The 22,705-nt window shown below is 45.0% G+C and carries 21 protein-coding genes and 1 tRNA gene; 6 read left to right on the forward strand and 16 right to left on the reverse strand.

The window, feature by feature from the left end; translation table 11 throughout:
• Window positions 1–11: 11 nt before the first annotated feature.
• Window positions 12–1,106 carry an ISAs1 family transposase gene (locus tag B5G04_RS05825; protein ID WP_087396241.1) on the reverse strand — a complete coding sequence of 365 codons (1,095 nt, stop codon included), beginning with the start codon at window positions 1,104–1,106 and terminating at the stop codon, window positions 12–14.
• Window positions 1,107–1,143: 37 nt separating this feature from the next.
• Here B5G04_RS05825 and B5G04_RS05830 point away from each other — a divergent pair, with 37 nt between their 5' ends.
• Together B5G04_RS05830 and B5G04_RS05835 are read left to right on the forward strand one after the other, a co-directional pair.
• On the forward strand, window positions 1,144–1,428 hold the full coding sequence (locus B5G04_RS05830) for a hypothetical protein (RefSeq protein WP_087396243.1): 285 nt from the start codon (window positions 1,144–1,146) through the stop codon (window positions 1,426–1,428).
• Between the two features lie 20 nt (window positions 1,429–1,448).
• Entirely contained in the window at window positions 1,449–3,080 is a 1,632-nt protein-coding gene (locus B5G04_RS05835) for a DUF5123 domain-containing protein (protein ID WP_087396245.1), read from the forward strand.
• Between the two features lie 118 nt (window positions 3,081–3,198).
• On the opposite strand, the gene B5G04_RS05840 is transcribed toward B5G04_RS05835, so the two are convergent.
• The 14 genes from B5G04_RS05840 to feoB form a co-directional block, all read right to left on the reverse strand.
• Window positions 3,199–3,759, reverse strand: a complete 561-nt coding sequence (locus tag B5G04_RS05840) for a phosphatase PAP2 family protein (protein WP_087396247.1) — start codon at window positions 3,757–3,759, stop codon at window positions 3,199–3,201.
• 8 nt (window positions 3,760–3,767) lie between these two features.
• Window positions 3,768–4,133 carry a diacylglycerol kinase family protein gene (locus B5G04_RS05845; protein ID WP_087396248.1) on the reverse strand — a complete coding sequence of 122 codons (366 nt, stop codon included), beginning with the start codon at window positions 4,131–4,133 and terminating at the stop codon, window positions 3,768–3,770.
• The gene (locus B5G04_RS05850; protein ID WP_087396250.1) at window positions 4,130–4,885 is read right to left on the reverse strand and encodes an exodeoxyribonuclease III; all 756 of its coding nucleotides are present in this window, start codon (window positions 4,883–4,885) and stop codon (window positions 4,130–4,132) included. The genes B5G04_RS05845 and B5G04_RS05850 overlap by 4 nt, the downstream gene beginning before the upstream one ends.
• A gap of 129 nt (window positions 4,886–5,014) precedes the next feature.
• Window positions 5,015–5,707 carry a porin family protein gene (locus B5G04_RS05855; RefSeq protein WP_162612717.1) on the reverse strand — a complete coding sequence of 231 codons (693 nt, stop codon included), beginning with the start codon at window positions 5,705–5,707 and terminating at the stop codon, window positions 5,015–5,017.
• A 281-nt stretch (window positions 5,708–5,988) separates the two neighbouring features.
• Entirely contained in the window at window positions 5,989–7,794 is a 1,806-nt protein-coding gene (locus B5G04_RS05860) for a LysM peptidoglycan-binding domain-containing protein (protein WP_022039502.1), read from the reverse strand.
• A 354-nt stretch (window positions 7,795–8,148) separates the two neighbouring features.
• Entirely contained in the window at window positions 8,149–9,408 is a 1,260-nt protein-coding gene (locus B5G04_RS05865) for a glycoside hydrolase family 88 protein (protein ID WP_087248921.1), read from the reverse strand.
• 88 nt (window positions 9,409–9,496) lie between these two features.
• Window positions 9,497–9,568 (reverse strand) — tRNA-Cys (locus B5G04_RS05870).
• 304 nt (window positions 9,569–9,872) lie between these two features.
• Complete coding sequence (locus B5G04_RS05875) at window positions 9,873–10,574, reverse strand: outer membrane beta-barrel protein (RefSeq protein ID WP_087396334.1); 702 nt, start codon at window positions 10,572–10,574, stop codon at window positions 9,873–9,875.
• A gap of 117 nt (window positions 10,575–10,691) precedes the next feature.
• The gene (locus B5G04_RS05880) at window positions 10,692–11,774 is read right to left on the reverse strand and encodes a DUF4848 domain-containing protein (protein ID WP_087396252.1); all 1,083 of its coding nucleotides are present in this window, start codon (window positions 11,772–11,774) and stop codon (window positions 10,692–10,694) included.
• 187 nt (window positions 11,775–11,961) lie between these two features.
• Window positions 11,962–12,348 carry a hypothetical protein gene (locus B5G04_RS05885; protein WP_087248925.1) on the reverse strand — a complete coding sequence of 129 codons (387 nt, stop codon included), beginning with the start codon at window positions 12,346–12,348 and terminating at the stop codon, window positions 11,962–11,964.
• 191 nt (window positions 12,349–12,539) lie between these two features.
• Entirely contained in the window at window positions 12,540–14,327 is a 1,788-nt protein-coding gene (locus tag B5G04_RS05890) for a hypothetical protein (RefSeq protein ID WP_087248927.1), read from the reverse strand.
• A gap of 179 nt (window positions 14,328–14,506) precedes the next feature.
• A complete protein-coding gene (locus tag B5G04_RS05895; RefSeq protein WP_087396253.1) occupies window positions 14,507–15,121 on the reverse strand; it encodes a hypothetical protein in 615 nt (204 codons plus the stop codon).
• Window positions 15,122–15,218: 97 nt separating this feature from the next.
• On the reverse strand, window positions 15,219–15,383 hold the full coding sequence (locus B5G04_RS05900; RefSeq protein WP_022039495.1) for a FeoB-associated Cys-rich membrane protein: 165 nt from the start codon (window positions 15,381–15,383) through the stop codon (window positions 15,219–15,221).
• Between the two features lie 94 nt (window positions 15,384–15,477).
• Window positions 15,478–17,958, reverse strand: coding sequence for a ferrous iron transport protein B (gene feoB / locus B5G04_RS05905; RefSeq protein ID WP_087248931.1), 2,481 nt, complete (start codon window positions 17,956–17,958; stop codon window positions 15,478–15,480).
• A 211-nt stretch (window positions 17,959–18,169) separates the two neighbouring features.
• Here feoB and tilS point away from each other — a divergent pair, with 211 nt between their 5' ends.
• Together tilS and B5G04_RS05915 are read left to right on the forward strand one after the other, a co-directional pair.
• A complete protein-coding gene (tilS, locus tag B5G04_RS05910) occupies window positions 18,170–19,468 on the forward strand; it encodes a tRNA lysidine(34) synthetase TilS (RefSeq protein WP_087248933.1) in 1,299 nt (432 codons plus the stop codon).
• A 337-nt stretch (window positions 19,469–19,805) separates the two neighbouring features.
• Window positions 19,806–19,988, forward strand: a complete 183-nt coding sequence (locus tag B5G04_RS05915; RefSeq protein WP_087248935.1) for a hypothetical protein — start codon at window positions 19,806–19,808, stop codon at window positions 19,986–19,988.
• A gap of 201 nt (window positions 19,989–20,189) precedes the next feature.
• Here the strand turns inward: B5G04_RS05915 and B5G04_RS05920 are convergent, their stop codons facing one another.
• On the reverse strand, window positions 20,190–20,879 hold the full coding sequence (locus tag B5G04_RS05920) for a Crp/Fnr family transcriptional regulator (protein WP_072532061.1): 690 nt from the start codon (window positions 20,877–20,879) through the stop codon (window positions 20,190–20,192).
• A 282-nt stretch (window positions 20,880–21,161) separates the two neighbouring features.
• On the opposite strand from B5G04_RS05920, the gene B5G04_RS05925 reads away from it, so the two are divergent.
• Complete coding sequence (locus B5G04_RS05925) at window positions 21,162–21,935, forward strand: IS5 family transposase (RefSeq protein WP_087396255.1); 774 nt, start codon at window positions 21,162–21,164, stop codon at window positions 21,933–21,935.
• A gap of 254 nt (window positions 21,936–22,189) precedes the next feature.
• Window positions 22,190–22,705, forward strand: a complete 516-nt coding sequence (locus B5G04_RS05930) for a pyridoxamine 5'-phosphate oxidase family protein (RefSeq protein ID WP_072530488.1) — start codon at window positions 22,190–22,192, stop codon at window positions 22,703–22,705.

Raw genomic sequence — 22,705 nt, forward strand, 5'->3', positions numbered from 1 at the left:
GGCAAACGCATCTAATCTGTCAATATTTTCAGCAAATAATCATTGTCCCATCCGGCTTTGAGCCTTTTTCCCCTGACTCCGACTTTGGCAGACTTCTCGTTCTTAAGCAGATTCAATGCGATTCTATTAATCAACGAAAAGTTTTGCGCTGCGTTTCCAGCCCTCTTCCTGCTATGGTCCTCATTGAAAGCGACATCCAACACCCAATGAAGGGAGTTCTCGACTCCCCAATGGGAACGGACAGACCTGTTTATCAGGTCCGCATCCGCCTCAAGACTGCTAATATACAGTCTGGTCTCCTTCAATGTCGCCTGTCGGCATTTGTCGTAACGTTCCGTCTCTATCTTTATCAAGGAGCGCAGGTTTTTCCATTCTTCCCTGTGTTCTATCAGTGACAAGTCGCTGATGACGGAACATCGTCTTGTCTCAACCCGCCCATGGCCGCAGTCGGTATCTTCTGAAACGGACACGGCGGGCAGAAAACGGAAGCTGTCCTTCACCTGCTCTTGAAGGCTGCCTTGATTCCCTTTTACGGCAATCAGGTAGTTCGCCTCCTTTTCAACGATTGCGGACACGATGTCTTTCTGACAGCCCATTGCGTCAATGGTCACGATGCATCCCTTGACGACAAGCAAATCCAACAGCTTGGGAATGGCGGTTATCTCGTTGCTTTTCTCGTCCACCTTCAACTGCCCGAGCACGATATGATTCGCCGAGGCCCATGCGCTGACCATGTGGACGATGCTTTTGGAGCCGTGCTCACGAGTGCCGCGCATGCTTTTCCCGTCAATGCTGACCACTTCATTGTCTGTCAGTTCTGCAACGGAACGGGTCCACGACAGGAAAGAGGATTCCAACTCTTCGGGATTGAGGGCGGAGAACACGCGGTTGAACGTGTCATGAGAGGGGATGCCTTCAGGCAAGCGGAGAAAGGTGCGGAGCCATCCTTCCTTGGCTTTGCCAAAATTCTCCATGTCATTCCAGCTTTCCGCCCCGCAGATTACGGACGCTATGGCTATGAACAGGATATCTTCCAACATATGGGCTTTAGTACGGTCAACACGAGGATCGGTCAACTCTGAAAAGAATGGTAAAGGACTTGTCATCGTTTTTTGCTTTCAAAGATAGCAATGTTTAATCTTTATGCAAAATTTAGATGCGTTTGCCCTGCCGCAGACGGCCGATGACGCTGAAACGCTGATTAAGAATTCGGGAAAGGTTTTGGCATGTGCTTCCGGATTGCGCGCTTCGTATGATTATAGCAATTTAATCGGTACTTTGCGTTGGGGAAATGAAATTCAAACTTGGATGAATCAGAATATTCACCAATTAGGTAATAATGAGTGTAATTATCGGCATCTTTACCCGATTTATTACGAAGACATCTATAAGTCTGATGGTTACTTGTCTAATTCTTATGGGTATTGATAATTGAAAAAACGAGTTGTATGAAAAAGACTGAATTATATTTATTGGCAGGGCTATTCATCGGGGGAATGGCCGCTTGTGAAGAAGCCAATGACTGGGGATATGACGCAGCCCATGACCGCCCGTTCCGTCCTACGCAGTTTGAAACGGTAGAAGAGCTTCCTACTTCAGTGCAAGTCAGCTTCAAAGGTGTACAGGATGCGACGAAGTATGTGTTTGAGTTTAGCAAGGGCGATAGCCTGTTGTTTAATAACATTGTGCGCACTGATGAAGTGTTGGCGGATACGTTGACCCCTTACAGCGAATCGCCGTTGGTGGTTTCTACAGAGTATCGTGTTTGGTTTCAGAATTTGGACGGGACGTCCCGTTACTCGATTCGGATGAAAGGAGTTGATGAGAAAACAGGCCGTGAGTCGGGATATATCGCCCTTTGTTTTGATACGCCGAACGAGCAAATCTTTACCAATGTGATTCCGGGCACTAATTCTGCGGTATTGAATTGGGATGCGACAAAAGAAGCTACTACCATTAAGTACGGCGAAGAAGTGGAAACGCAGCCTGAGACGGAAACGACTCCGGCGGTTCTGGATACCATTTGGGTGGAGCCGATTGCATTGACATCCGATATGCAAGGACAGCTTACATTGGAAGGGCTGAAGAGCGGAACTAATTACATTGCCCAGATTTGGAACAATACGGCAGATGAGGTGCTGCGGGGGACATACGATTTCCGTACATTAGGTTCGGCTACGGCGGCACCGATTGAAGTAAAGGCTGGGGATGACATCAATGCGTTGTTGGCCGGGCAGACGGGTGATGTAACGCTATCGTTCAGTGGCGATGCGGCCTATACAGCCGGAGAACTGATTGTACCGGAAGGCATTGCCAATCTGTACATTGCCGGTAATATGGTGAACGGGCAGATGCCGAAGTTGTCGATGGGTAAGTTTACGTTCCAGGCTCCGCTGAATAATGTCTATGTGCAATACGTGGATATTGTCAGCGACGGAAGCGCGCAATTCTTGGTTGAAATAGGTGATGCGAACTTCTTCAAGAACATTACGTTCGAAGGATGCAACATCAGTGATGTGCCTCGTAGCATTGTCCGCCTGAATTCAGGAGATGCAGAAGTGGAAAGTATTACAATCAGTGGTTGCTTGATTCATAATGTGGCGTTGAGCGGTTACGGATTATTGAATATAGGTAAAGCTAAATCGCTCCAGTCGATTGCTATCCGTAATAATACCCTTTGGAATATTACCGACCAGATTATCGACTTGCGTGTAGAAGTAGAGAAATTCGAATATACACAGAACACGTTCTATAATGATGCGAATACGGGAATTCCTAAGTTTTTCCGTCTTGACAAGCAGCCAAAGTCAATTAGGGTAACCAGTTCCATTTTCTCGGGCCCGAATGGCGGAAGCAAGACGAATGCAGGAAATAGCAATTACAATTGGCTGAGTTATGCCGGTTGTTACCGTACGTCCGATTTGCAGATTGATAGTCGTGAATTTACCGATGCGCGTGTATTGAGCTATACGGCAACCGAATTGTTTGTAGATCCGGACAACGGTGATTTCCATTTCAATCCGGATTTGCATTTTGAGGGCGATGGCGAAGCCGGTGATTCACGCTGGTGGACAAAATAAGATGCTAAATCGTTAAGTTGAATTAAGAGAGTCTTTCAGGCCCCCTCAATTTCCCTCGTGGAGGAGCTTAGCTATTATTCAAAAGCTCCCCTCGGGGGGGAGTTGAGGGGGCTCTGTCTTAAAACCTCATCGAAGCATAAATCCCCATACATCCGTCGCCGGCTACGGGATTGATTGCCAGCTGGTGCTTTTGGGCAAACGGGCGGGTGAAGATGTACGAGCATCCGGCGCCGATGGCGGCTCCGGCAAGTACGTCCCATCCGTCATGCTTCTTGCCGTATATCCGGCTCCAGCCCACGTAGGCGGAGAGCACGTATGCCGGAAGCCCCCATTTCCAGCCGTACCGCCTTTGGATGAATGCCGCCGAGGCAAACGAGGTGGCGGTGTGCATCGAGGGGAATGAGTGGCGGTCGCTATGGTCGGGGCGGTCTTTCTTGACGCTATATTTCAGGGCATACGTGATGCCTGCCGTGGCGAGGGCGGAAAATGCCCCTTGCTTCAATCCCTGCCAGTCTTGCCGGACCAATACGGCGGTCAGTCCCGCAACGGGAAGCAATACCGCTCCGATGTCTCCCGAAGTGCGTACCGCCTTGCGCGAGCCTGTCACTTCCAGTTCTTGGGCGGACACGGGCAACGCCAGCATGAGCAAGGCGAGCAGTGTCAAAAGGTTCTTTTTCATTTGTCGGTTTATAGTTTGGGGATAAATATCAAAAGCCCGATTGTTGCCGAAGCCATGGCAAGAATCAATACCGCTCCGGCGGCAAGGTCTTTGGTGCGCTTGATGGCCTCGTCGTATTCCTCCGACACGCGGTCGGCAAGCGCTTCTATCGAAGAATTGACGGCTTCGGCGGCAAATACCATGCCGATGCACAGGACGATGGCGACCCATTCCATGCGCGATAATCCGGCAAGAAAGCCTGCCGCCAGCACGCATGCCGTGATGGCACAATGTATCCACGCATTGTGTTCGTAGCGGACGAGCAGGTATATCCCGCGGAATGCATAGCGGAAACTCTTCATCCGCTTGCGGAAGGTAAAGCCGTCGTTTTTCATATCCTTACGCACACCTCTACCGGGCAATGGTCGGAACCGAATATTTCGGTATGGATGGCTGCGCTCTCCAGCTTGCCGGCGAGCCGTGCCGAGGCGAGGAAGTAATCGATGCGCCACCCCGCGTTCTTCTCGCGTGCCCGGAAGCGGTACGACCACCACGAGTAAATTCCTTCCTGTTCGGGATAGAAATAGCGGAACGTATCGATGAATCCCGCGTCCAGCAGGGTCTGGAACTTCTCGCGTTCCTGGTCGGTGAAGCCTGCGTTCATGCGGTTGGTCTTCGGATTCTTCAGGTCTATTTCCTTGTGCGCCACGTTCAGGTCGCCGCATACCAGCACGGGCTTCTTTGCGTCAAGTTCCAAGAGGTACCGGCGGAAGGCATCCTCCCACGTCATCCGGTAGTCCAGGCGCTTCAGTCCGTCCTGCGAGTTGGGGGTATAGACCGTTACTAAATAGAAGTTCTCCATTTCCAAGGTGATGACACGTCCTTCACGGTCGTGTTCGTCGATGCCCATGCCGTAGCTTACGTTCAGGGGCTGGTGGCGGGTAAAGATGGCGGTGCCCGAATAGCCTTTCTTCTCGGCATAGTTCCAATACGAGGTATAGCCGTCGAAAGCCAGGTCGAGCTGCCCTGACTGCATTTTGGTCTCCTGCAGGCAGAAGAAATCGGCATTTAGCCGGGTGAATGCGTCGCGGAAGCCTTTGTCGCAGCACGCCCGCAGTCCGTTTACGTTCCAAGAGATGAGTTTCATATATTTTTGTTTTTTACTAGTTGACCAGGTATCAGGTACTAGTTGACCAGGTTCTGAATAGTTTTACTAATGGTATCTAAAATCTAGTTACCTAGTACCTAGTCAACTAGTCCCTAATACCTGATTCCCTTATTTCTTTAAGTCAAACAGATAAGTCAGCCGGGCACCGATGTACGAATGTGCCGAGCGCGAAAACGGGTCCTTCTTTGAATTGTTGTAAAAATCCGACAAGCCGAAGTAATAACGGGCTTCCAGCACAAAATGACCGATACCCGTACGTACCTCCATGCCGCCCCCGCCTACAATGCCATAATCGAACTTCCGGTCTGCCATCTTGCCGTATTGCTCGTTGGGAGTGCGTCCCGAAGGGTCCCAAGGGTCGCTCATCGTTTCTTTTTCCCCTATCAGGTATCCCACTTGCGGTCCCAGGTTGAGCACGAAACGCACGCCGTTCCCCTTGTCCTTACCGAAAGCCAGGTGGGCGAGCAGGGGGATTTCGATGTAGCTCATCGAGCGGTGATATGTATCGCCTGTCCCATCTTCTATCACTTCCTTCCATCCGCGTTGCGAGAAATTCACTTCTCCCTGTATACCGCATATCATCTTGAAATATTTTTCGCCGATATAACGCACGGTCAGTCCAAATGCCGGCCCTACCTGTTTGCCTTGCTTGAAACTGGGCGTGATACTGATAGAGCTGAAATTGACGCCGCCGTTTACGCCTATGGAGAGGTTGCTCCGCTGGTCTTGCAGTTGCGCCTGGGCGGGAGATGCCCCCAGCAGGCATAGTCCGGTAATGATAAGTATGTAAAGTCTTTTCATCATAAGTAGATGTTGAGAATTAGTTTATTTTAATATCCGCATTCCACCTAATTGCCCCTACATGGGATGTTTGCGGATATTCAAATAGTTTATATAATGTGTCAGCTCAGAAACGCAGATTAACGCAGATTTTCGCGGATTCTTTTGATTTACTATTTTTCGATTTACGAAGTACGATTTAATGCTCAAATAGTAAATTGTCAAATCGTAAATTAAAGTAATCTGCGTTAATCCGCGAAAATCTGTGTTTCTGATAATATCATTTCATTTTGCATACTTACTTATTCAAAATCAAGTTTGACCAGTTCGTAATTTTGCGAGAAATGTACGAAGAATATCTTGCGGTTGATGAATCCGCCCCAGTTATTGACCCGCTCAAACTTGAATCCGGTCTGTATCGGTACCACCTTCATACGGTCCAGATTGTCTTCCAATTTGTTGCCATACTGCGAAAGCCCTTTCAGGAAATAATAACCGATGTCAAACCCCAGCATGCCGTATTTGGGATAGATATTCGCCATATCCTTGCTATACCAGTGCCGGTAGGCATGTGTGAAGTCCACGGCGGCTGGAAACAGGTTGTTGGTATAAAACGACGAATAAAAATACGTGTCCAGTTCGTAAAAGTTGGCAAGGAAATCCTGCGTGTAGGTCTGCCATTCAGGATAACCGAAGAGGTGCATGTCGAAATGCGGATGTTCCTTGCGCACCAGCGTAAGATGAGGAACCAGTTTTGTCAACGCTGTACTGCGTGCCGAAAGCGGTACGAAAATGTTCTGTTGCAGCGTGTCCATCGCACTGATAACCCGGGCAGGGTCAATTTCCCCCTCCAGGCGTATCTGGGTAAAACGCACACCGTTATCCTTCAGTTCCGCCTTCATTCCCTTAATGAAATCGGCTTTTTCAGGGTCGGGCGTACCATCATCAAGGAACACCACATTACTCCGCCCGAACTTACGGAGAAAATGTTCGTATACCTCCGAGTACAGATACGATTGTGGCGTATTCACCTGGTAAAGCAAAGGATTGTTGAACACCTGGTCTACCTTAGGAGCAAACGGCACCACCAACCGGATATTGTTCTGCCGGGCAAAATCCGTCAAGGGAGCAATCGAAGCGGCATTTACCGGCCCCACAATCAAATCCATCTCTTTCATCCGGCTGTCTGCCAGAATTTTTTCGGCACCTGCCTTAGTCTCCTTGGTATCGTAGGCATAGATATCCATCGACACTCCCTGACGTTTCAGGCTGTCTGCCGCCATCAGAAAACCTTCGTAAAACTCCACAATACGTGTCTGTGGCTCGCGCTGTGCACCGTTCTCTTTCGAAAAAGGGAGCACCAGTGCCACTTTAATCGTATTAATAGGCTTCTTTTCAGCAGCATTTTGCCTGAACAGCTCCTCGTTGGTAGGCTCGGCAGCAGCCTGTTTTGCCGCCTCTATCACCTCTGCCATAGCCTGGCGTTCCGCCTCTGGATAAGGGATAAAAAGAAAGGTTCCCCGTTTCAGCTTACCTTTCTTCAGCTCAGGGTTCGCCGCCAGCAATTCTTCTTCACTGATGCCATACTGGCGGCAGATACTGAATATGGTTTCACGGCGTTGCACCTTGTGCATTGTCTTCCATTCGTCTTTCGCCTGTTCCGAACCCTGTTTTGCAAGAGTAGAAGAAGGTTGTGCCTCTGTCTTTTCATCAGGAACCGGAACCACGATAACCTGCCCCACACGGAAATTGCTGGCACTCAGACCAGGATTTGCAGCACAAATGGCTTGCGCAGTCACCCCATATTTCACAGTCAGCTGATACAGGGTTTCCCCCCGCTGAATGGTATGATACTGCGGTCCCTGCTTGGCAGCAGATGCTTGCGGGATTTTCAACGTTTCGCCCGTGCGGATTTTCTGGTCGCTCCCGGGATTCAGACGCACGATATCACTTACCGGCACATTGTACATCCGTGAAATAGAATATAAGCTTTGCCCCTGTGCCACGGTATGCAGGAAAAATCCCGCATCGCCCGCGGTCTGTGCGTTCAGTACGGGATTACCTATCCACAACGCAGCCGCTACGCAAAGAATATGAATGAATTTCATCTTTTTGTCTCTTGAATTGTTTGAACGGGCAAAAATACGCATTTTTATCGGTAGGCTAATGGATATTCCCAAGAATTTGCTCTCCGTGTAAGATTTTTTGGGAAATAAAAAGTTCACCACAGGATACAGGGTACCACACAGGAAAATATAATTGAATATCCGTATTTTCCCAACAAGGAGTTAAAAGGAGTTAGAAGCCAATACATTAGTTCATGGAAGCCATAGCAAGACTATTGGCTTTTAACTCCTGCCGAAGGTATAACTTCTTTTAACTTCCTCTTATACTATGGGCATTTTGCGGAATTCATAAAAATTTAAAAGGCTCTGTGTCCTCTGTGGTGAAAAATGATAAACTTATTTCACTAATTCGTATTCCAGGCAAGCCATGATGAAAGGGCCGATGGCTTTGCCTTCATTGTTTACGATGGTTACGTCTTTACCGCACAGGTAATAGTCGGGTGTACCGTCGCGCGAGGGATCTTTTGCCGGACCCAATCCTGCCGAACGGCAACTTTGGTTCAGGTTGATGGTGCCGTTTTCGTTGGTGGTGACAAAGGTTTTCAGCAATCCTTGGTATGCCTTTTCGGCTACGTCCTTATAGCTTTCGGGCAGGATGCCGAGGCGGATGCCTTTCAGATAAGCGTAGGTAAACATGCTCGAAGCCGAGGACTCCAGGTAATTGGCGATGCCGCATCGGCTTACGAACGAGTCGTCGTATTGCAGCAATTGGTACCATACGCCGCTCTCTCGGTCTTGCCAGCGTGCCAGCCCCTTGGCTACGGTATTTACGATGGTCTTCAGCTCATTGCAGTCGGGGTGCGACTGGGGCATCACTTCCAGTACGTCGACCAGTGCGGCGAAATACCAGCCCATGCCCCGTCCCCAAAACTCTTTTGAACATCCTTTATGCGGTTCAGTCTTGTTTGCCCAGAACGAGTTGGCGTCTTCGGGATTGGCAGACCATGCGTGATAATACAATTGCTTGCCGGCATCGTAGGTATGACGGGCGATGGTCTTGAACTGGTGCGCAATGTCGGTCCATGCCTTTGTATTGTTGGGGTCGAAGTTGGCTTGCCATTCGGCATAGAAGGCGGCTCCCATATAGAGGCCGTCCAGCCACATCTGTCCCGGATAGATATCTTTGTGGAAGAAACAACCTTTGGCATCGCCTGTCTGGATACGCGAATAGTCGTTCACCAGGTAATTGCGTAGCCAGTCGGCAGCCTTTTTGTAGCGGTCGGCATTGTGCGTGCCGTTCTGCTCGTCCAAGGCTTTTTCGTGGCGGTAAAGGGCGAAGAGCACCTTGCCCGAATTGATGTTGTCAATGTTTCCTTTCTTGAAGTTCTTGAAGGTGCCGTCGGGATTGATGGCGTTATCAGCATATTCTTTAGCCCATTGGTAATAGTTGGCAGTCCAGTCGGCATATTGGTATTGCTCGCAAAGGTTCAGGAGCGACTTGGCTACCAGCCCGTTCACGTAGTCCCACGATTTGCCGTGTGTCCATTGTTTGCCTTGTGATTCCGCCATGCGTTGCGAATAGCGTGTTTGCGCATGAGTGGAAAGGGTGCAGCAGGCGGCAAGAAGCAGGCATACGGCGCATACGAATGTTTTCATGCTCGATAGTTTTTTAGGGTTAGGTTTTATTTCTTTTACGGTTAACGAAAAAAGGCCGGCTGAACATTCAGCCGACCTTCATGCTTTGAGGTTCCTGGCGGATTCGAACCGCCGTGCACGGTTTTGCAGACCGCTGACTAAGCCACTCATCCAAGGAACCATTGGTTGTTACACTTGTGTTTCTCAAATGCGTTGCAAAGGTATGACTATTTTTTGAATCTGCAATACTTTCCACCGAAATTTTTCATTTTTCTTCATGTTTTCCATCAGTTTTCTATCTGTCTTTTCAAGAAATGCTCTTTATTGTACTCATGTGCATCGTTAAACGGCGAACTCACTTGTGTTCATCAAAAGGCATGTTTGAATCGTTGTCTTTTTGAAATACGAAGCCAGCGCAATCTGTTTCTTCTGTGGAGAGCGTGCAGATTGCGCTTGGGCATTATCGCATCAAAAAGGTATGCCGTTTAAAACCGGTATCCGATATTCAGTTGGAAATTAGAGTTCCGCAATCCTAACAGGTCGTGCACCTGTTTGATGCCTACCATGTAATTGAAACTGACGGTGTAATGTTCGGCTATGATTGCTTTCAGTCCGGCAGTTCCTCCATATTCCCAGTGGCGGAAAGGAGTGAGAAGGGCATGTGCATTGTTCGGGCTTCCTTCGATGGGGTACGAATATCCTTTCATCGGATTCCATTGGTGTGTTTCCGTGCGTGCACCTTCTCCATCGGGCTGTACAATTTCCAGCGAGGAACTTCCTGCGCTGAAGCCGTATGCTGCATAAAGGCCGATAGACGGCATCAGGCAGAAACGCTCGGTAATGTGGAAGTTATAACCTATTTTGAGGGGCAGGATCAGGTTGTTTATTTTAGTGTCTGTCTTAGGAAAATGTGTCACCATGTAAGGCGAGAATTTCATGGTGCTCCGGTTCTGTAAAAGTGTCAGTCCGGTTGAAAGTGTCCAATGTTTTTTGAACTCATAGTCGACGGTTGCCCCTACTTGGAACCCGGCTTTCATTCCTCCTGTTTGTTCTGCCGTATGCTTTTGACTTGCCAGATAGTGTGACAGGTTTGCTCCGGCTTCCACGCCAAACTTTACTTGTTGGGCTGCTATTGGCAGGATATTTAGAAGAAACAGTATGAGTATAATGGATAATTTTACGTTCATAATTTTATAGTTTATATAGAATAAGGCATAAGGTATTTGACAGGTCATAACCCTTAAGCCTTATTCGATTATTGCTACTACAAAGTAATAGACTGGAAATTCATAAATTTTCTTTTGTTATTGATATGGATTGTATGAAATACTGCAAGAATATTCATCGTTATGATTGCATGTCGGTAATGTCATTTTTTGTACGAGAGAGTTGCATACTACGCTGTTGTATGTCTTTTGTGATGCTCCTTGTAACAAAATATCATGCCAAACCCAAATGTTTCCTGTTAATGGCTTTTTATTTGATGAAACATAATAATATCCTGTTTTATAATCAATTTTTCCTGTTTGTTGGAATAAGTATAAATCTGGTTTGCTTATGTTGATTTGATTGCCGTATAGTCCCCAAAAGTTGTAGACAAAAGGTGTTAACTCAATTTCATAATAAATATCTCGATTATTGTCTCTTTTCCATCCGTACCACATTTTTTTCTGAATTCCAATGCTTACAGTTACGAAAAGTGAAGGGGTATCAAAGAATACAGAACAAGTTGTTTTCTTAGAACCATTTAATATTCGCTGAAAACCATTGACATCACTTGTTGATAGTGGTGAAACATGTGGGGTAAATACAGCTTTGTCAGAGCGGCTCATATCTTGGGTGAATGACAAGGTTTTCACTTTATTTCCGATGACAATATTTTGAGAAGCATTAACCAAGTAGGTAGCCATATTGTCTCCATCAGGAACATAGAGAGACAGGTCTTCTGTATCATATTCATTAGCGATTAAAATGCCTTCATATTTCTTTTTGTATTCTTCATATTTTTTTGTGAAGTCGCTTTCATTGGCTGCTTCTTCTCCGATAGCATCAAGTTCGGCATCAGCTTTTTGAGCTATGGCTTGCAGGGAAAATATTCCGAACCGTTGTGCAAATGCGATTCTTTCTTTTTCAGTCATTGACTCCAGTTCTTTCAATGTTTCCTGATAAATGGAAAGAGAAGCGAATTTTAAAGCATAATTTGTACTATCGGCTTTTGTTGCTCTGCTATTATTTTCTATTGGTATGATTTCTCCTCCATTGATTGATACAAGTTGGATTTCAGTTTGATTATTGTCTGAATCGGTCGTATTGTCGGTTACTATGTCTTCATTTTGACAAGCAACAAATGCTAAAGAAAGCATGGTTGTAAAAAAAAGTTTTTTCATAATGTAATTGTGGTTTTGAATTAGTTATTATACATGACTTTTTACTATTAAAGTGTATTGTTGTTTGTTTTTGGTTTCTTTTCTTTCTATCTTCGCACTCACCTCCTTTCTTTTTAGGTGGTTGGGGCAGGCACTTCCGGTTTCTTTTAGCGGGGAAAAGGAAGGGGCTTGCCTTTACTCACTCACATTATTGTAATTCAATAAAACTGTAAATGGTGTTTTTACCATCTGTAATGGAGACTATTCCTTTTTCTATATTCAGATGTTTTAAGGAAATTACGTACAAAGGGGTTGACCCAGTTTGAATGGTTTCTTTGTATGTAATTTCACCTTCTTGATTTGTAATGGTAAGGCATACAGAACCTATATCTTGCAAAAATTTAAGAGACAAAACTTGGGTGATTTCATCAAGGTCACCTTCTATAAGCTGATTGGCATCTAATGATATAGTTTGCATTTTGCTATTTGTATGCCATGTGTCTCTCCAATGGCATTTTCTGCTTTGAATAGGAATTGCAGTCAGTAAAGTTATCCCTATTAATAAAATCAGTTGTACTTTTTGCTTTTTCTTCATGTCGTTTTTTGTTTTATGGTTATTTTAATGGTGCAAAGTTATGTAGGACAAGAAAATTTTTCAAGAAGAATAGCTTTTAGAAACGGGACAAAGAGATGTTGATTTATAGGAAGTTATCTTTTTATTGATAGGACAGAGTATGGGACAAATTATAGGATGGAACTTTCTGTATTTTATTGAAAATAAGTGTTTTAGTCTAATAAACTATGCAAAAAGTCGTGTATGTTGATTTTTTGTCCGGTCAGTTGTAATTTTTGGCGTACTCTTGAGCGATATTTGTTGACAGAATCTACTTGTACACCTAAAAGTACAGCTTCTCTATTAGTGTCGAATCCAAATACAGACAAGTAGGCACATTGTTGTTCTTTATCGGTCAAGTTATTATTTTGTAAGAATTCGTAGATAGGCGGATAGATTGAACGTATGAGTGTTTCAATGGCTGCCCAATCTTTGTTCCCCAATAGTGGTTTTTGTTTACCGGCAACTATTTTTTCAGATAATCTGTACAGTCTTTTTGTAATGTTGGCTTCTTGAAATAATTGTAACCGTTGTTGCTGGATTTGCAGGTTTAAGTTTTTTGTTTCTTGTTGTTTCTCGACATATTGGGTCTCCAGTAAAACATTGTCTATATTGAGCCGTTGTTGTTCAGCTATTTTTAAGGATAGATTTTGTAATTCGGCTTTATTGAGAGCCAAATCCTTTGCCAGCATATTTAATTTTGCATTCTTGTTTTGAAGTTCCAATTCCTGGTGGTTGATTTTTTTGTTTTTCTTGTTTAATCGTAATTGGTAGATAATAGTCATTAATGAAGCAAAAAGTAGGAGAAGTATGCCCCCGGTGAAATATCGGTGTTTTATTAGTTTTAGCCGTTTGTTTTCGGCAGACAATTTGCTTTGGTTGTATTTCTTTTCTGCTGTGATGACTTCATTTTGGCTCCTGAGGAACATGATTGAATCTGATAATTCTATATATTCCTTTAGATATGTTAATGCTTGTTTGTAATTATGCTTTTTCTCTTCTATTAGCGCACGAGCTTGAAGCATTCCAATGGGAATGTCTTCATTTAGGTTCGTTAATTTTGTATTGTTGTTAAGCTGTTCTGCCGCTTGGAGGCATAAACGTGCGCTGTCCAATTGATTTTCTTGGATGTATATATGGCTTAGGGCTAAAAAATCAGGTAGGCAATAGGGGTAATTCTCTTTTATCGTTTGTTTGAAACAATTTTTAGCTTTAGCATATTCACCTTTCATTTGGAAAATATTGCCTATGCCATTTATGATACTTCCAATATCAGAGAGGTTTCCTATAGGCCGTATTAATTTTTCGGCTTCTTGCATATAATGTAACCCTATATTGAGTGAGTCAGAGAATGCAGCCTGCCGTCCGGCATCGCGTAAAGCGAAAGCTTGGCTGCGCTGATTCTTGGCAAATTTAAAGAAATCGGCGGCTTGCAAATATTTATCCTTTGCTTTAGGGTACATAGCTTTGAATTCGTACATATCTCCCATATAACTGTTAATATAACCAGCAAGATTAAAGTCTTTTATTTTTAGAGCTATATCCTGTGCTTTTAAATAAGTATGCATGGCATCTTCATAGTTCCCATCTTCTACATATGCCCTGCCTAAATAAAGCAAGATGCGTGCCTGTTCATTTGCACTTCCTTTATGTTGATAGTAATGTACCGCTCGTTCTAATTGGTGACTATAAGGGAGGTCGGTATGAAGTGTGTCGGCTATTTGCCCCATCATCATGCACCATCGGGCATTTTGTTGTGCATTCAGATTTTCGGGATATTCTATACTGTCCAGTAGCAAGTATGCTTGTTCTGGATGGGTGTACAACAGTTTGTGGGCTTGTGTTAATTGGTAGGTAGCTATACTAGCTTTTTCTTGACAGGAGAAAAGTCCGGTCAAAAAGAAAATAAAGGTAATTGCGTATACAAGAAAGCGGTACATATATCGGGCTTTTGTTTTCATGCTTTTTGGGTTTCATGACAAAATTAAGCAAAATCCGTTGAAATATGTATGTCGTTTCAGTTAAAAAAATATCTGCTTCTGCGCCTCTGCGTTCGTTAGTTGAAACGCAGATTGACGCAGATTTCGCAGATTACTTTTCAATTTATGTCTGTTGTTCGCATCTATTTGTTTCTGTTTGCTCAGAAAGGAACGTACACGGAGAGCATGAGGTCGGACAGATGCCCTTTGCGTCCGTTTGCCGCTCCTTTGTTGAAATGCTTCAGCACGTCGAGGCATCCGTATTGGTAGGAGAGGGCAAGCTCGCAATGCTTTCCTATGCGATAGCCCACTTTAGTCAAGACGGGCAGGTCGAATACGGCTTGCGGGCGTACATAGAGGGTAGGAGCCATACCCAGCCCGAAGAAGAACTTCCCGGTGATGCGGTAGTTCCAGCTGGCAGCTATGGATACGGGCATGACGAACTCGCTGAACTCATCTCCTTCATTGCCGGTGTAAGTGCCGTCTTGTTTAGAAAGGAACGGCACGTATTTTTGTGTGCTCATACCTTGGAATCCGATGGTAAGGTCGAGGTCGAAGAAGTGTTTCCGCTGAGGCAGGAAGCGTAAGCGGTATCCTATCATCCCGTTTCCTTTCAGGTTATGGTCGTAGCGTAATTCGTTGGTAGGCGGAATAAGTTGCTTGCTGTCCTGCATGGGGAATCCGATACCTCCGCCGACTAACACTCCGTGTTCCACCTTCTGCGCGAAGGCGGAGGTGGAAAAGATTACTAACAATAAAAAGAATAACTTTTTCATAACTTTGGCTTCTTTAATTGGTTTCATCTGTATGACGGAAAGAAACCGGAAGCTCCCTATTGGCGGATAGTGAATATTGGTTAATCGGGCAATGCTTTCAAGGTTTCTTGTGTTTCCCTTTCTGGCATCCGGCACATCCGCATCCGCACCCGCAATCGGTTTGTCCCGGTTTCTTCTTCTTGAAGAACTTCAGGAAGTGCCGCCCTGCGTAAATAACGCAGAGCAGCACGATGATATAAACAAGGATAGTTTGTGTGTCCATGAGTTTTATTTTTAGGAACTAGGCACTAGTTGACCAGGTACTAGGTCTTTAATAGCATGTATTTATCTAATTAAAACCGATGTCAACTAGTCAATTAAATAAATAATTTCCCTATCTGATGCACCGCAAACGCCACTATCCAGGCAAGTACGGTGGTATAGCAAGCCGCAAAAGCTGCCCACTTCCAGCTTCCCGACTCGTTCTTGATAGCCGCTATGGTGGCGATGCAGGGGAAGTATATCAGTACGAAGAGCATATAGCCGTATGCCACTAAGGGCGTGATGGGGATGCGTTCGGAGAGATTGACATTCTCGATGTCTTCTTCGTTGGTATAGAGTACGCCCAGCGTACTGACCACCAGCTCTTTGGCTCCTACGCCCGACAAGATGCCGATGCCCATCTTCCAGTCGAATCCTAACGGTTCGATAACGGGCTCGATGGCTTTGCCTATCTGGCCGATGTAGGAGTTCTCCTGCTGTTCGGCGGTAGTTTCATACCGGTCGTGGTTGGGATAATATCCGAGGAACCAGATGATGATGGACGCTATCATGATGATCCCTCCCATCTTCTTGAGGTATTGCGCGCCTTTTTCCCAGGTGTGGCGTGCCACCGATTTTGCCGTAGGCATACGGTAGGGTGGAAGTTCCATGACGAAAGGAGCATCTTCGCCTTTTACGATGAACTTGCTGAAGATGCGTGCCATGAGCACGGCGAGCAGGATGCCGGCTACGTAGAGCGAGAGCAATACCAGGCTGGCGTGGCTGGGGAAGAAGGCTCCTATCAATACCAGATAGATGGGCAGGCGGGCGCTGCACGACATCAGCGGGTTGATGAGCATGGTGACCAGGCGTGCCTTGCGGCTTTCGATGATGCGCGAAGCCATGATAGCCGGTACATTGCATCCGAAGCCCATGATGAGGGGGATGAACGACTTGCCGTGCAATCCCATTTTGTGCATGATTTTATCCATGATGAATGCCGCGCGTGCCATGTAACCCGTATCTTCCATGAACGAGATGAAGATGTAGAGCAGCAGGATGTTGGGCAAGAATACGATGACGCCTCCCACACCTCCGATGATGCCATCGATGACCAAATCCTTGAGCGGGCCTGCGGGCATGTAATGTTCGGCCAGTGAACCGATTTGTGCTACCAGCCATTCAATCCACTCCTGCGGGTAGGCACCAAGGATGAAGGTGCACTCGAACATGATGTAAAGGAAAAGGAAGAAGATGGGGAAGCCCCATATCTTGTGGGTCACGATGCTGTCTACCACACGGGTGAATGCTTCGGTGTTCTGGTTCTTCTCCACGAAAGTTTCTTTCAGTGCGCCCGAGATAAAGCCGTATTTGGCATCGGTGATGGCTTGTTCGCTGTCTTCGTTCATCGCCCGGCGGATGCGTTCGGCTTCTCTGTCGCGTATCTGGATGACTTCTGTGCCGTTGGGAAGGGTAGAGATGACGTGCTGCTCGATATCCTTGTCGTTTTCCAGCAGCTTGATGGCCAGGAAGCGGGTGGAGTATTTGTAACGGATGTTCTCGTTCTTGCAGATTTCTTTCTTTACGGCATCGATACTGCGCTCCAGTTCCGGTCCGTGGTTGATGTGGATGTGGCGGATATAGCTTTTCGAGTCAAACTCTTGTACTTCTTCTTCCTTGCTTCCGAACTTGTGGTCGGGCGCGTACTGGTCGTGCCATTGGCGTAGTTCGCGCAGGGCTTCATTCTTTATCTCATCTTTTTGCCCCATGAAGTCGGCACCTTCGTATAGCCCGATGATGACGTGGAAAAGTGTATCGATGCCTTTTCCTGTGCGGCTTACGGTGGGCACCATAGGTACGCCTAACAGTTGCCCCAGTGTTTTATGGTCGAGGGTATTTCCGCTATGCTCCAGTGCGTCGTACATGTTGAGTGCCACCACCATGCGCACATTCATGTCGATGAGTTGGGTGGTGAGATAGAGGTTGCGCTCCAAGTTGCCTGCATCCACTACGTTGATAATGACGTCGGGTGTCTCATCGATGATGTGCTTACGCACGTAAAGTTCTTCGGGACTGTATGCCGAGAGCGAATAGGTGCCCGGCAGGTCGACCAGCCGGAAGTGATAGCCTTGGAAATCGAAATGCCCTTCTTTGGCATCTACCGTTACTCCGCTATAGTTGCCTACATGTTCGTGCGCTCCCGAAGCGATGTTGAAAAGTGAAGTCTTGCCGCAGTTGGGGTTCCCCACCAGTGCCACGTTGATGGTGCGCCGTTTGCCCTGTGCTATTTCCTTCAGCTTTTCTTCGGATACGGGAATGTCTTCTTCGATGGGGTTGAGCACCCGGTCTTCGTGCATGGAGGCACGTGCTTCTTCTTCGCTCATCACTTCAATCATCTCTGCCTCTTGCCGGCGGAGTGAAATCTCGTATCCCATGATTTTGTATTTGATAGGGTCTTTCAGCGGTGCGTTCAGCAGTACTTCCACCGTCTTTCCCTTGATGAAGCCCATCTCGATGATGCGCCGGCGGAATCCTCCGTGCCCCATTACCTTGATGATGACTCCTTTTTCTCCAGTTTTAAGTTCTGATAGTCTCATAGTTGCCGTTTATTTTGCGGCAAAGATATAGGATAGATTTTTGCTATGCAAGTTATTTAGATTGTTTTTAAATAGAATGTAAAGAAGTTGCATCGGTTTTCGCTTCAGAATGTATGTATATGGGGTGTTGGGAGCACTTATCTGCAAGAGGTTTTGCACATAGGTGCATGAGGCATTGCATATAGTCAGGTATTTTTCTTATCTTTGCTTTATGTTTAAAAGGAAAATATTGCGATTTGTCCGCGAGAAAGATTTGTTTGCCGGAGGTGATACGGTTGTGGTGGCACTGAGTGGGGGAGCCGACTCGGTAGCTTTGTTGCGTGTGCTGGTGGAATCGGGTGTACGATGTGTGGCAGCCCATTGTAATTTCCATTTGCGCGGGACGGAATCGGACCGGGATGAGGCTTTTGTGCGGACTTTGTGTGCAAGGCTGGAAGTGCCTTTGCATGTGGCTGATTTTGATACGAAGGCATATGCCGCTGCGCATCATGTCTCGGTAGAGATGGCAGCACGCGAGCTTCGCTATGCTTGGTTCGAACAAATCCGTATGCAAGAGCAAGCGCAGGCAATCGCTGTGGCTCATCATCGTGACGATAGTGTAGAGACTTTCTTGTTGAATCTGGTTCGGGGAACAGGCATACAGGGATTGAAAGGCATTGCGGCAAAGAACGGCAAGGTGGTGCGTCCGCTTCTGGAGGTGAGCCGTGAGGAGATTTTGTGCTATCTGAAGCAGTTGGGGCAGGACTATGTGACCGACAGTACTAATGCAAAGGATGTGTTTATGCGTAATAAAATACGGCTCGATGTGCTTCCGCTATTGAAAGAAATCAATCCGTCGGTAAGCGAGACCATCGCCGGGACCGCGCGTAGGCTTGCTGATGTAGAGGCGGTCTATCGTTCGTCAATGGAAGAGTCTTGCAAGCGGGTAAAGGATGATGAAGGGCGCATTCATATCAGTTCTGTGCTGCGGGAAGTGTCTCCGCAGACGGTTTTGTTTGAATTGTTGCATCCGCTGGGATTCAATTCGGCGCAACTGAATGATATTTACCGTAGCTTGGATGGAGAATCGGGCAGGTTGTTTTATTCGGCGGATTATGTGGTTCTGCGCGACCGTGATTGCCTGCTGGTCAGAAAACGGGAAGAAACGGAAGAAGTGGTATGGACTTTGCAGCAGGAAACGGTTGAGGTGAATGCAGGCTTCCAAGTGCCGAAAGATGTGCATGTGGCTTGTCTGGATGCTTCGAAGGTAAAGGCTCCGCTGGTATTGCGTAAATGGCAGGCGGGCGATAAGTTCGTTCCCTTTGGTATGCGTGGATTCAAGAAGGTGCGCGACTATTTGCGCGACCGCAAGTACTCTTTGTTCGATAAAGAAAACCAATATGTGGTGTGTGCCGGTGATGATATCGTATGGCTGGTAAACGAACGTACCGATAATCGTTTCCGGGTAACGGGACAGACCCGTCGGGTATTGATGTTGCGGGTAAAAAAAGATACTCCAGCCATTCTCTAATGGTTGGAGCAGTCTTTATAGGGCGTTTTTAAAGGTCGTTTCCCTGTCGCTCCAGGGTAAGAAAAATGTTATGGGCATTTATAATCAAATTCCCCAAGCCATATAATTGAAGTATCTGATTGGGTTGCGTTATTAATCCAGATAGCTTCCTTTTATAGTTTCCATATCAAAACCGTACGTTCTTGATATGGAAACCGTATGTTTTCGATATGGAAACCGTACGGTTTCCATATGGAGAACGTAAAAGGAAGACAGCCTGAAACAGATACTGAACCTTTCAATCATACATTGATTCATATCCGCAAAACAAATTTATCAGAAAAATTAAGAAGCTGTTTTGGATTTATCAATTGATTATCAGCTGGACTGGAAGATAATGAAGGATGTAAGTTTGTCTTTAGGCTATTCTGTAATGTTCGGGACTTCAACAATGGATATTGTAAAAGGAGGTAACCATAACAGCTGGCAAGACTGGGGATGGATATCACTGAATATAAACCCACAAATCTTTTGTAAGTGACGATTCCTGTATGAGTTTTGGTGGTAATTATTCTGAATTCAAGTTTCGATAATAAAATGTATATTAAACAGAACGCTCAATTGAGTAAATTACATATAATTTACTGTAAGTAGAAAATAGAAGACCTGGCAAATAGTCATGAAATAAAAGTAAATGAGCTATTTGTCAGGTCTTCTATTATAATTGAAATTAATCTTGATATTATATGGGCCTTTTAATTTTAGCCAAGTTTAATTCTATGTTACCATTAGGTATTCTTTTTATTAATCCTTCCTTTTCCATTTTATTGAATTCAGTTGATAATGCAGGTCTTGTAACATTCAAATATTCAGCCAGCTGCGTTAAAGTATGAGGCATCTTAATGATATTAGAGTCTTTAGCCTGCTTTTTAAACAGATATACTAGGATACGTTCTCTAATTGTTTTTCTGGATAAAACATCCAAACGTACAGTTGTACATATATTACATTTTCCGGATACACAAAGAAAACTTCTTAAAATATCAGGACATTCACTGATGAGACGGAATGTGGAATCCTTTGTAGCTGTCAGAAGTATAGATTCTTCAATCGTTTTAAATGTTGCGGGGAATCTGTTGTCTTCTTTAAACAAATGAGGAGTTGCAAATGCACGTGGGGCCACAATATTTTCGATTAGAACCTCATTGCCATTTGCATCAATAATATTGACCTCTAATTCTCCTTTTAATAAGATATATAGCCTGGAACAGGCTTCTCCTTGTTCTGCAATTATTTCATTATTTTGAATCTTGAATAAATTAAAATCAAGTTCCTGAATGAGTCTCTTTTTTAATATAGTATTTAAATCACGGAATAGTGGTATTGAGAATAATATATCTTTATAATAGTCATTAAATTCAATTGTCTCCATAATCTTATTCTTTTTGAAAATGTACAAAGTTAGTATTTTCTGCCGACATTATGAAACTTTATCCGGACTAATATCCAATCTGATTATCAGATTACTGAGGATTATGTGAACATAGTGTTTTATTCATAGATGAAGTTTCATGTATGTATATTATATGCTTTTCAAAAGTTTAGAAACTGTTTTGAATTGATTCAAGAATAATGTTACAGTCTCCTTAAAATTTGAAATCAGCAGGCCAATTGGAAAAATGTTATATCTTTAAAGGTACCAAACTATAAAGTTATGACACACTATCCAACCGACCTGACTGAAAAACAGTGGCAAGTTATAAAAAATATTTTAGAGCCGCAAGCGAGGGACCGAAAACATTCGCTTAAAGAGATAATGAATGCAATCCTTTATATCAACAAGACCGGCTGCCAGTGGCGTATGCTTCCCTCTGACTTCGCCCCTTGGCAAACCGTCTATTGCTATTTCCGTAAATGGAAGCTTGAAGGCGTGTTTGAAGAGGTGATGGATACCTTGCACGCTTTCATCCGTAAACAGGCAGGGCATCAGGAAAGCCCCAGCCTTGGCATCATGGATTCCAGAAGTGTGAAGACTTCCCATCATGTTGATTCTGACCGCGGTATAGACGGGAACAAGAAAACCAAGGGGCGGAAAGAGCACATAATTGTCGATACGCTTGGTCTTCCGTTAGCCGTCGCAATCCATGAAGCCAACCTGCATGACAGCAAAGGCGCTCCGCAAGTCATAGAGAAACTTGCTTATAAATTCCCGCGCTTGGTGAAAATCCTGGCAGACGGTGGTTATAAGGGAAAGTTGGCTGATTGGGTCAAGAAGAAATTCGGATGGGTATTGGATGTCGTGCTCAGGCCGGACGAATGTCCAACCAAGTTTCAAGTTCTGCCTAAGCGCTGGATTGTGGAACGCTCTTTCTCATGGCTGGAAAACTTCAGAAGGCTGACCATCGATTATGAATTCCTCGCTGAAACTGCGGAAGCCATGGTACAAATCGCATTCATCCAAATCATGCTTAACAAATTTATCGAATGAAATCAAAACAGCTTCTTAGATTTGAAATATTCGCTGAATAAAACATACAGTTAAGAATGAAAATGTATTGGATTGATTATTTCATCAGGTATTTTCTCTAATAAATATCAATGGTGTCATTTTTATTACATCGTATTTTTTTCATCTAAGGTAATTTTGTCGTATAGTTATAGAATATTTTATACCTAGGTAATAGAACAGAGGTTGTTCTTACCTGTAATATTAGGCAAATATTTAAGCATATTTAGAACTTTATGAGAAAAGTAAGTAGGGAAATGGACAGCAACTGGGCATTGGAAATAATGCGCAAAGCTCCATATATAACGGTTAGTTTTACAAGACCGGACGGTACTGCATATGGAGTACCATTATCTTTGGCCAGTAATGGTGATGATATTTGGTATTTTCATTGTGCTCCAGAAGGTGATAAACTTGATGCTATAGCAGTAAATCCAGAAGTATGTCTTTCTGCTGTTACAAAATGCCAACCTACGGTTGGTCCTAAAGATGGAACTTTCACTCTTCAGTACCGTTCGGCTATTGCATTTGGAAAAGCTGAGGTTGTTACTGATAATGAAGAAAAGATTTTGGCATTGAGATTAATTAGCCAACGCTTTCTGCCAAAACACATGGACGCTTTTGAGGAAGCAGTTAAAAGAAGCCTTCATCGTACAGCTGTAGTCAAAGTAACCTTGTCGGCTCCTCCAACAGGCAAGCGTAAACAATACGATAAGAATGGCGATGAAATGAAGTATGGAAGGATGGAGTAG

It is taken from the genome of Bacteroides sp. An51A, assembly GCF_002161565.1.
Classification (GTDB): domain Bacteria; phylum Bacteroidota; class Bacteroidia; order Bacteroidales; family Bacteroidaceae; genus Phocaeicola; species Phocaeicola intestinalis.

Bases quoted from the DNA above. Each gene is read 5' to 3' on its own strand.
- B5G04_RS05825 (WP_087396241.1), bottom strand. From the start codon at position 1,106: ATGACAAGTCCTTTACCATTCTTTTCAGAGTTGACCGATCCTCGTGTT.
- B5G04_RS05830 (WP_087396243.1), top strand. From the start codon at position 1,144: ATGCAAAATTTAGATGCGTTTGCCCTGCCGCAGACGGCCGATGACGCT.
- B5G04_RS05835 (WP_087396245.1), top strand. From the start codon at position 1,449: ATGAAAAAGACTGAATTATATTTATTGGCAGGGCTATTCATCGGGGGA.
- B5G04_RS05840 (WP_087396247.1), bottom strand. From the start codon at position 3,759: ATGAAAAAGAACCTTTTGACACTGCTCGCCTTGCTCATGCTGGCGTTG.
- B5G04_RS05845 (WP_087396248.1), bottom strand. From the start codon at position 4,133: ATGAAAAACGACGGCTTTACCTTCCGCAAGCGGATGAAGAGTTTCCGC.
- B5G04_RS05850 (WP_087396250.1), bottom strand. From the start codon at position 4,885: ATGAAACTCATCTCTTGGAACGTAAACGGACTGCGGGCGTGCTGCGAC.
- B5G04_RS05855 (WP_162612717.1), bottom strand. From the start codon at position 5,707: ATGAAAAGACTTTACATACTTATCATTACCGGACTATGCCTGCTGGGG.
- B5G04_RS05860 (WP_022039502.1), bottom strand. From the start codon at position 7,794: ATGAAATTCATTCATATTCTTTGCGTAGCGGCTGCGTTGTGGATAGGT.
- B5G04_RS05865 (WP_087248921.1), bottom strand. From the start codon at position 9,408: ATGAAAACATTCGTATGCGCCGTATGCCTGCTTCTTGCCGCCTGCTGC.
- B5G04_RS05875 (WP_087396334.1), bottom strand. From the start codon at position 10,574: ATGAACGTAAAATTATCCATTATACTCATACTGTTTCTTCTAAATATC.
- B5G04_RS05880 (WP_087396252.1), bottom strand. From the start codon at position 11,774: ATGAAAAAACTTTTTTTTACAACCATGCTTTCTTTAGCATTTGTTGCT.
- B5G04_RS05885 (WP_087248925.1), bottom strand. From the start codon at position 12,348: ATGAAGAAAAAGCAAAAAGTACAACTGATTTTATTAATAGGGATAACT.
- B5G04_RS05890 (WP_087248927.1), bottom strand. From the start codon at position 14,327: ATGAAAACAAAAGCCCGATATATGTACCGCTTTCTTGTATACGCAATT.
- B5G04_RS05895 (WP_087396253.1), bottom strand. From the start codon at position 15,121: ATGAAAAAGTTATTCTTTTTATTGTTAGTAATCTTTTCCACCTCCGCC.
- B5G04_RS05900 (WP_022039495.1), bottom strand. From the start codon at position 15,383: ATGGACACACAAACTATCCTTGTTTATATCATCGTGCTGCTCTGCGTT.
- feoB (WP_087248931.1), bottom strand. From the start codon at position 17,958: ATGAGACTATCAGAACTTAAAACTGGAGAAAAAGGAGTCATCATCAAG.
- tilS (WP_087248933.1), top strand. From the start codon at position 18,170: ATGTTTAAAAGGAAAATATTGCGATTTGTCCGCGAGAAAGATTTGTTT.
- B5G04_RS05920 (WP_072532061.1), bottom strand. From the start codon at position 20,879: ATGGAGACAATTGAATTTAATGACTATTATAAAGATATATTATTCTCA.
- B5G04_RS05925 (WP_087396255.1), top strand. From the start codon at position 21,162: ATGACACACTATCCAACCGACCTGACTGAAAAACAGTGGCAAGTTATA.
- B5G04_RS05930 (WP_072530488.1), top strand. From the start codon at position 22,190: ATGAGAAAAGTAAGTAGGGAAATGGACAGCAACTGGGCATTGGAAATA.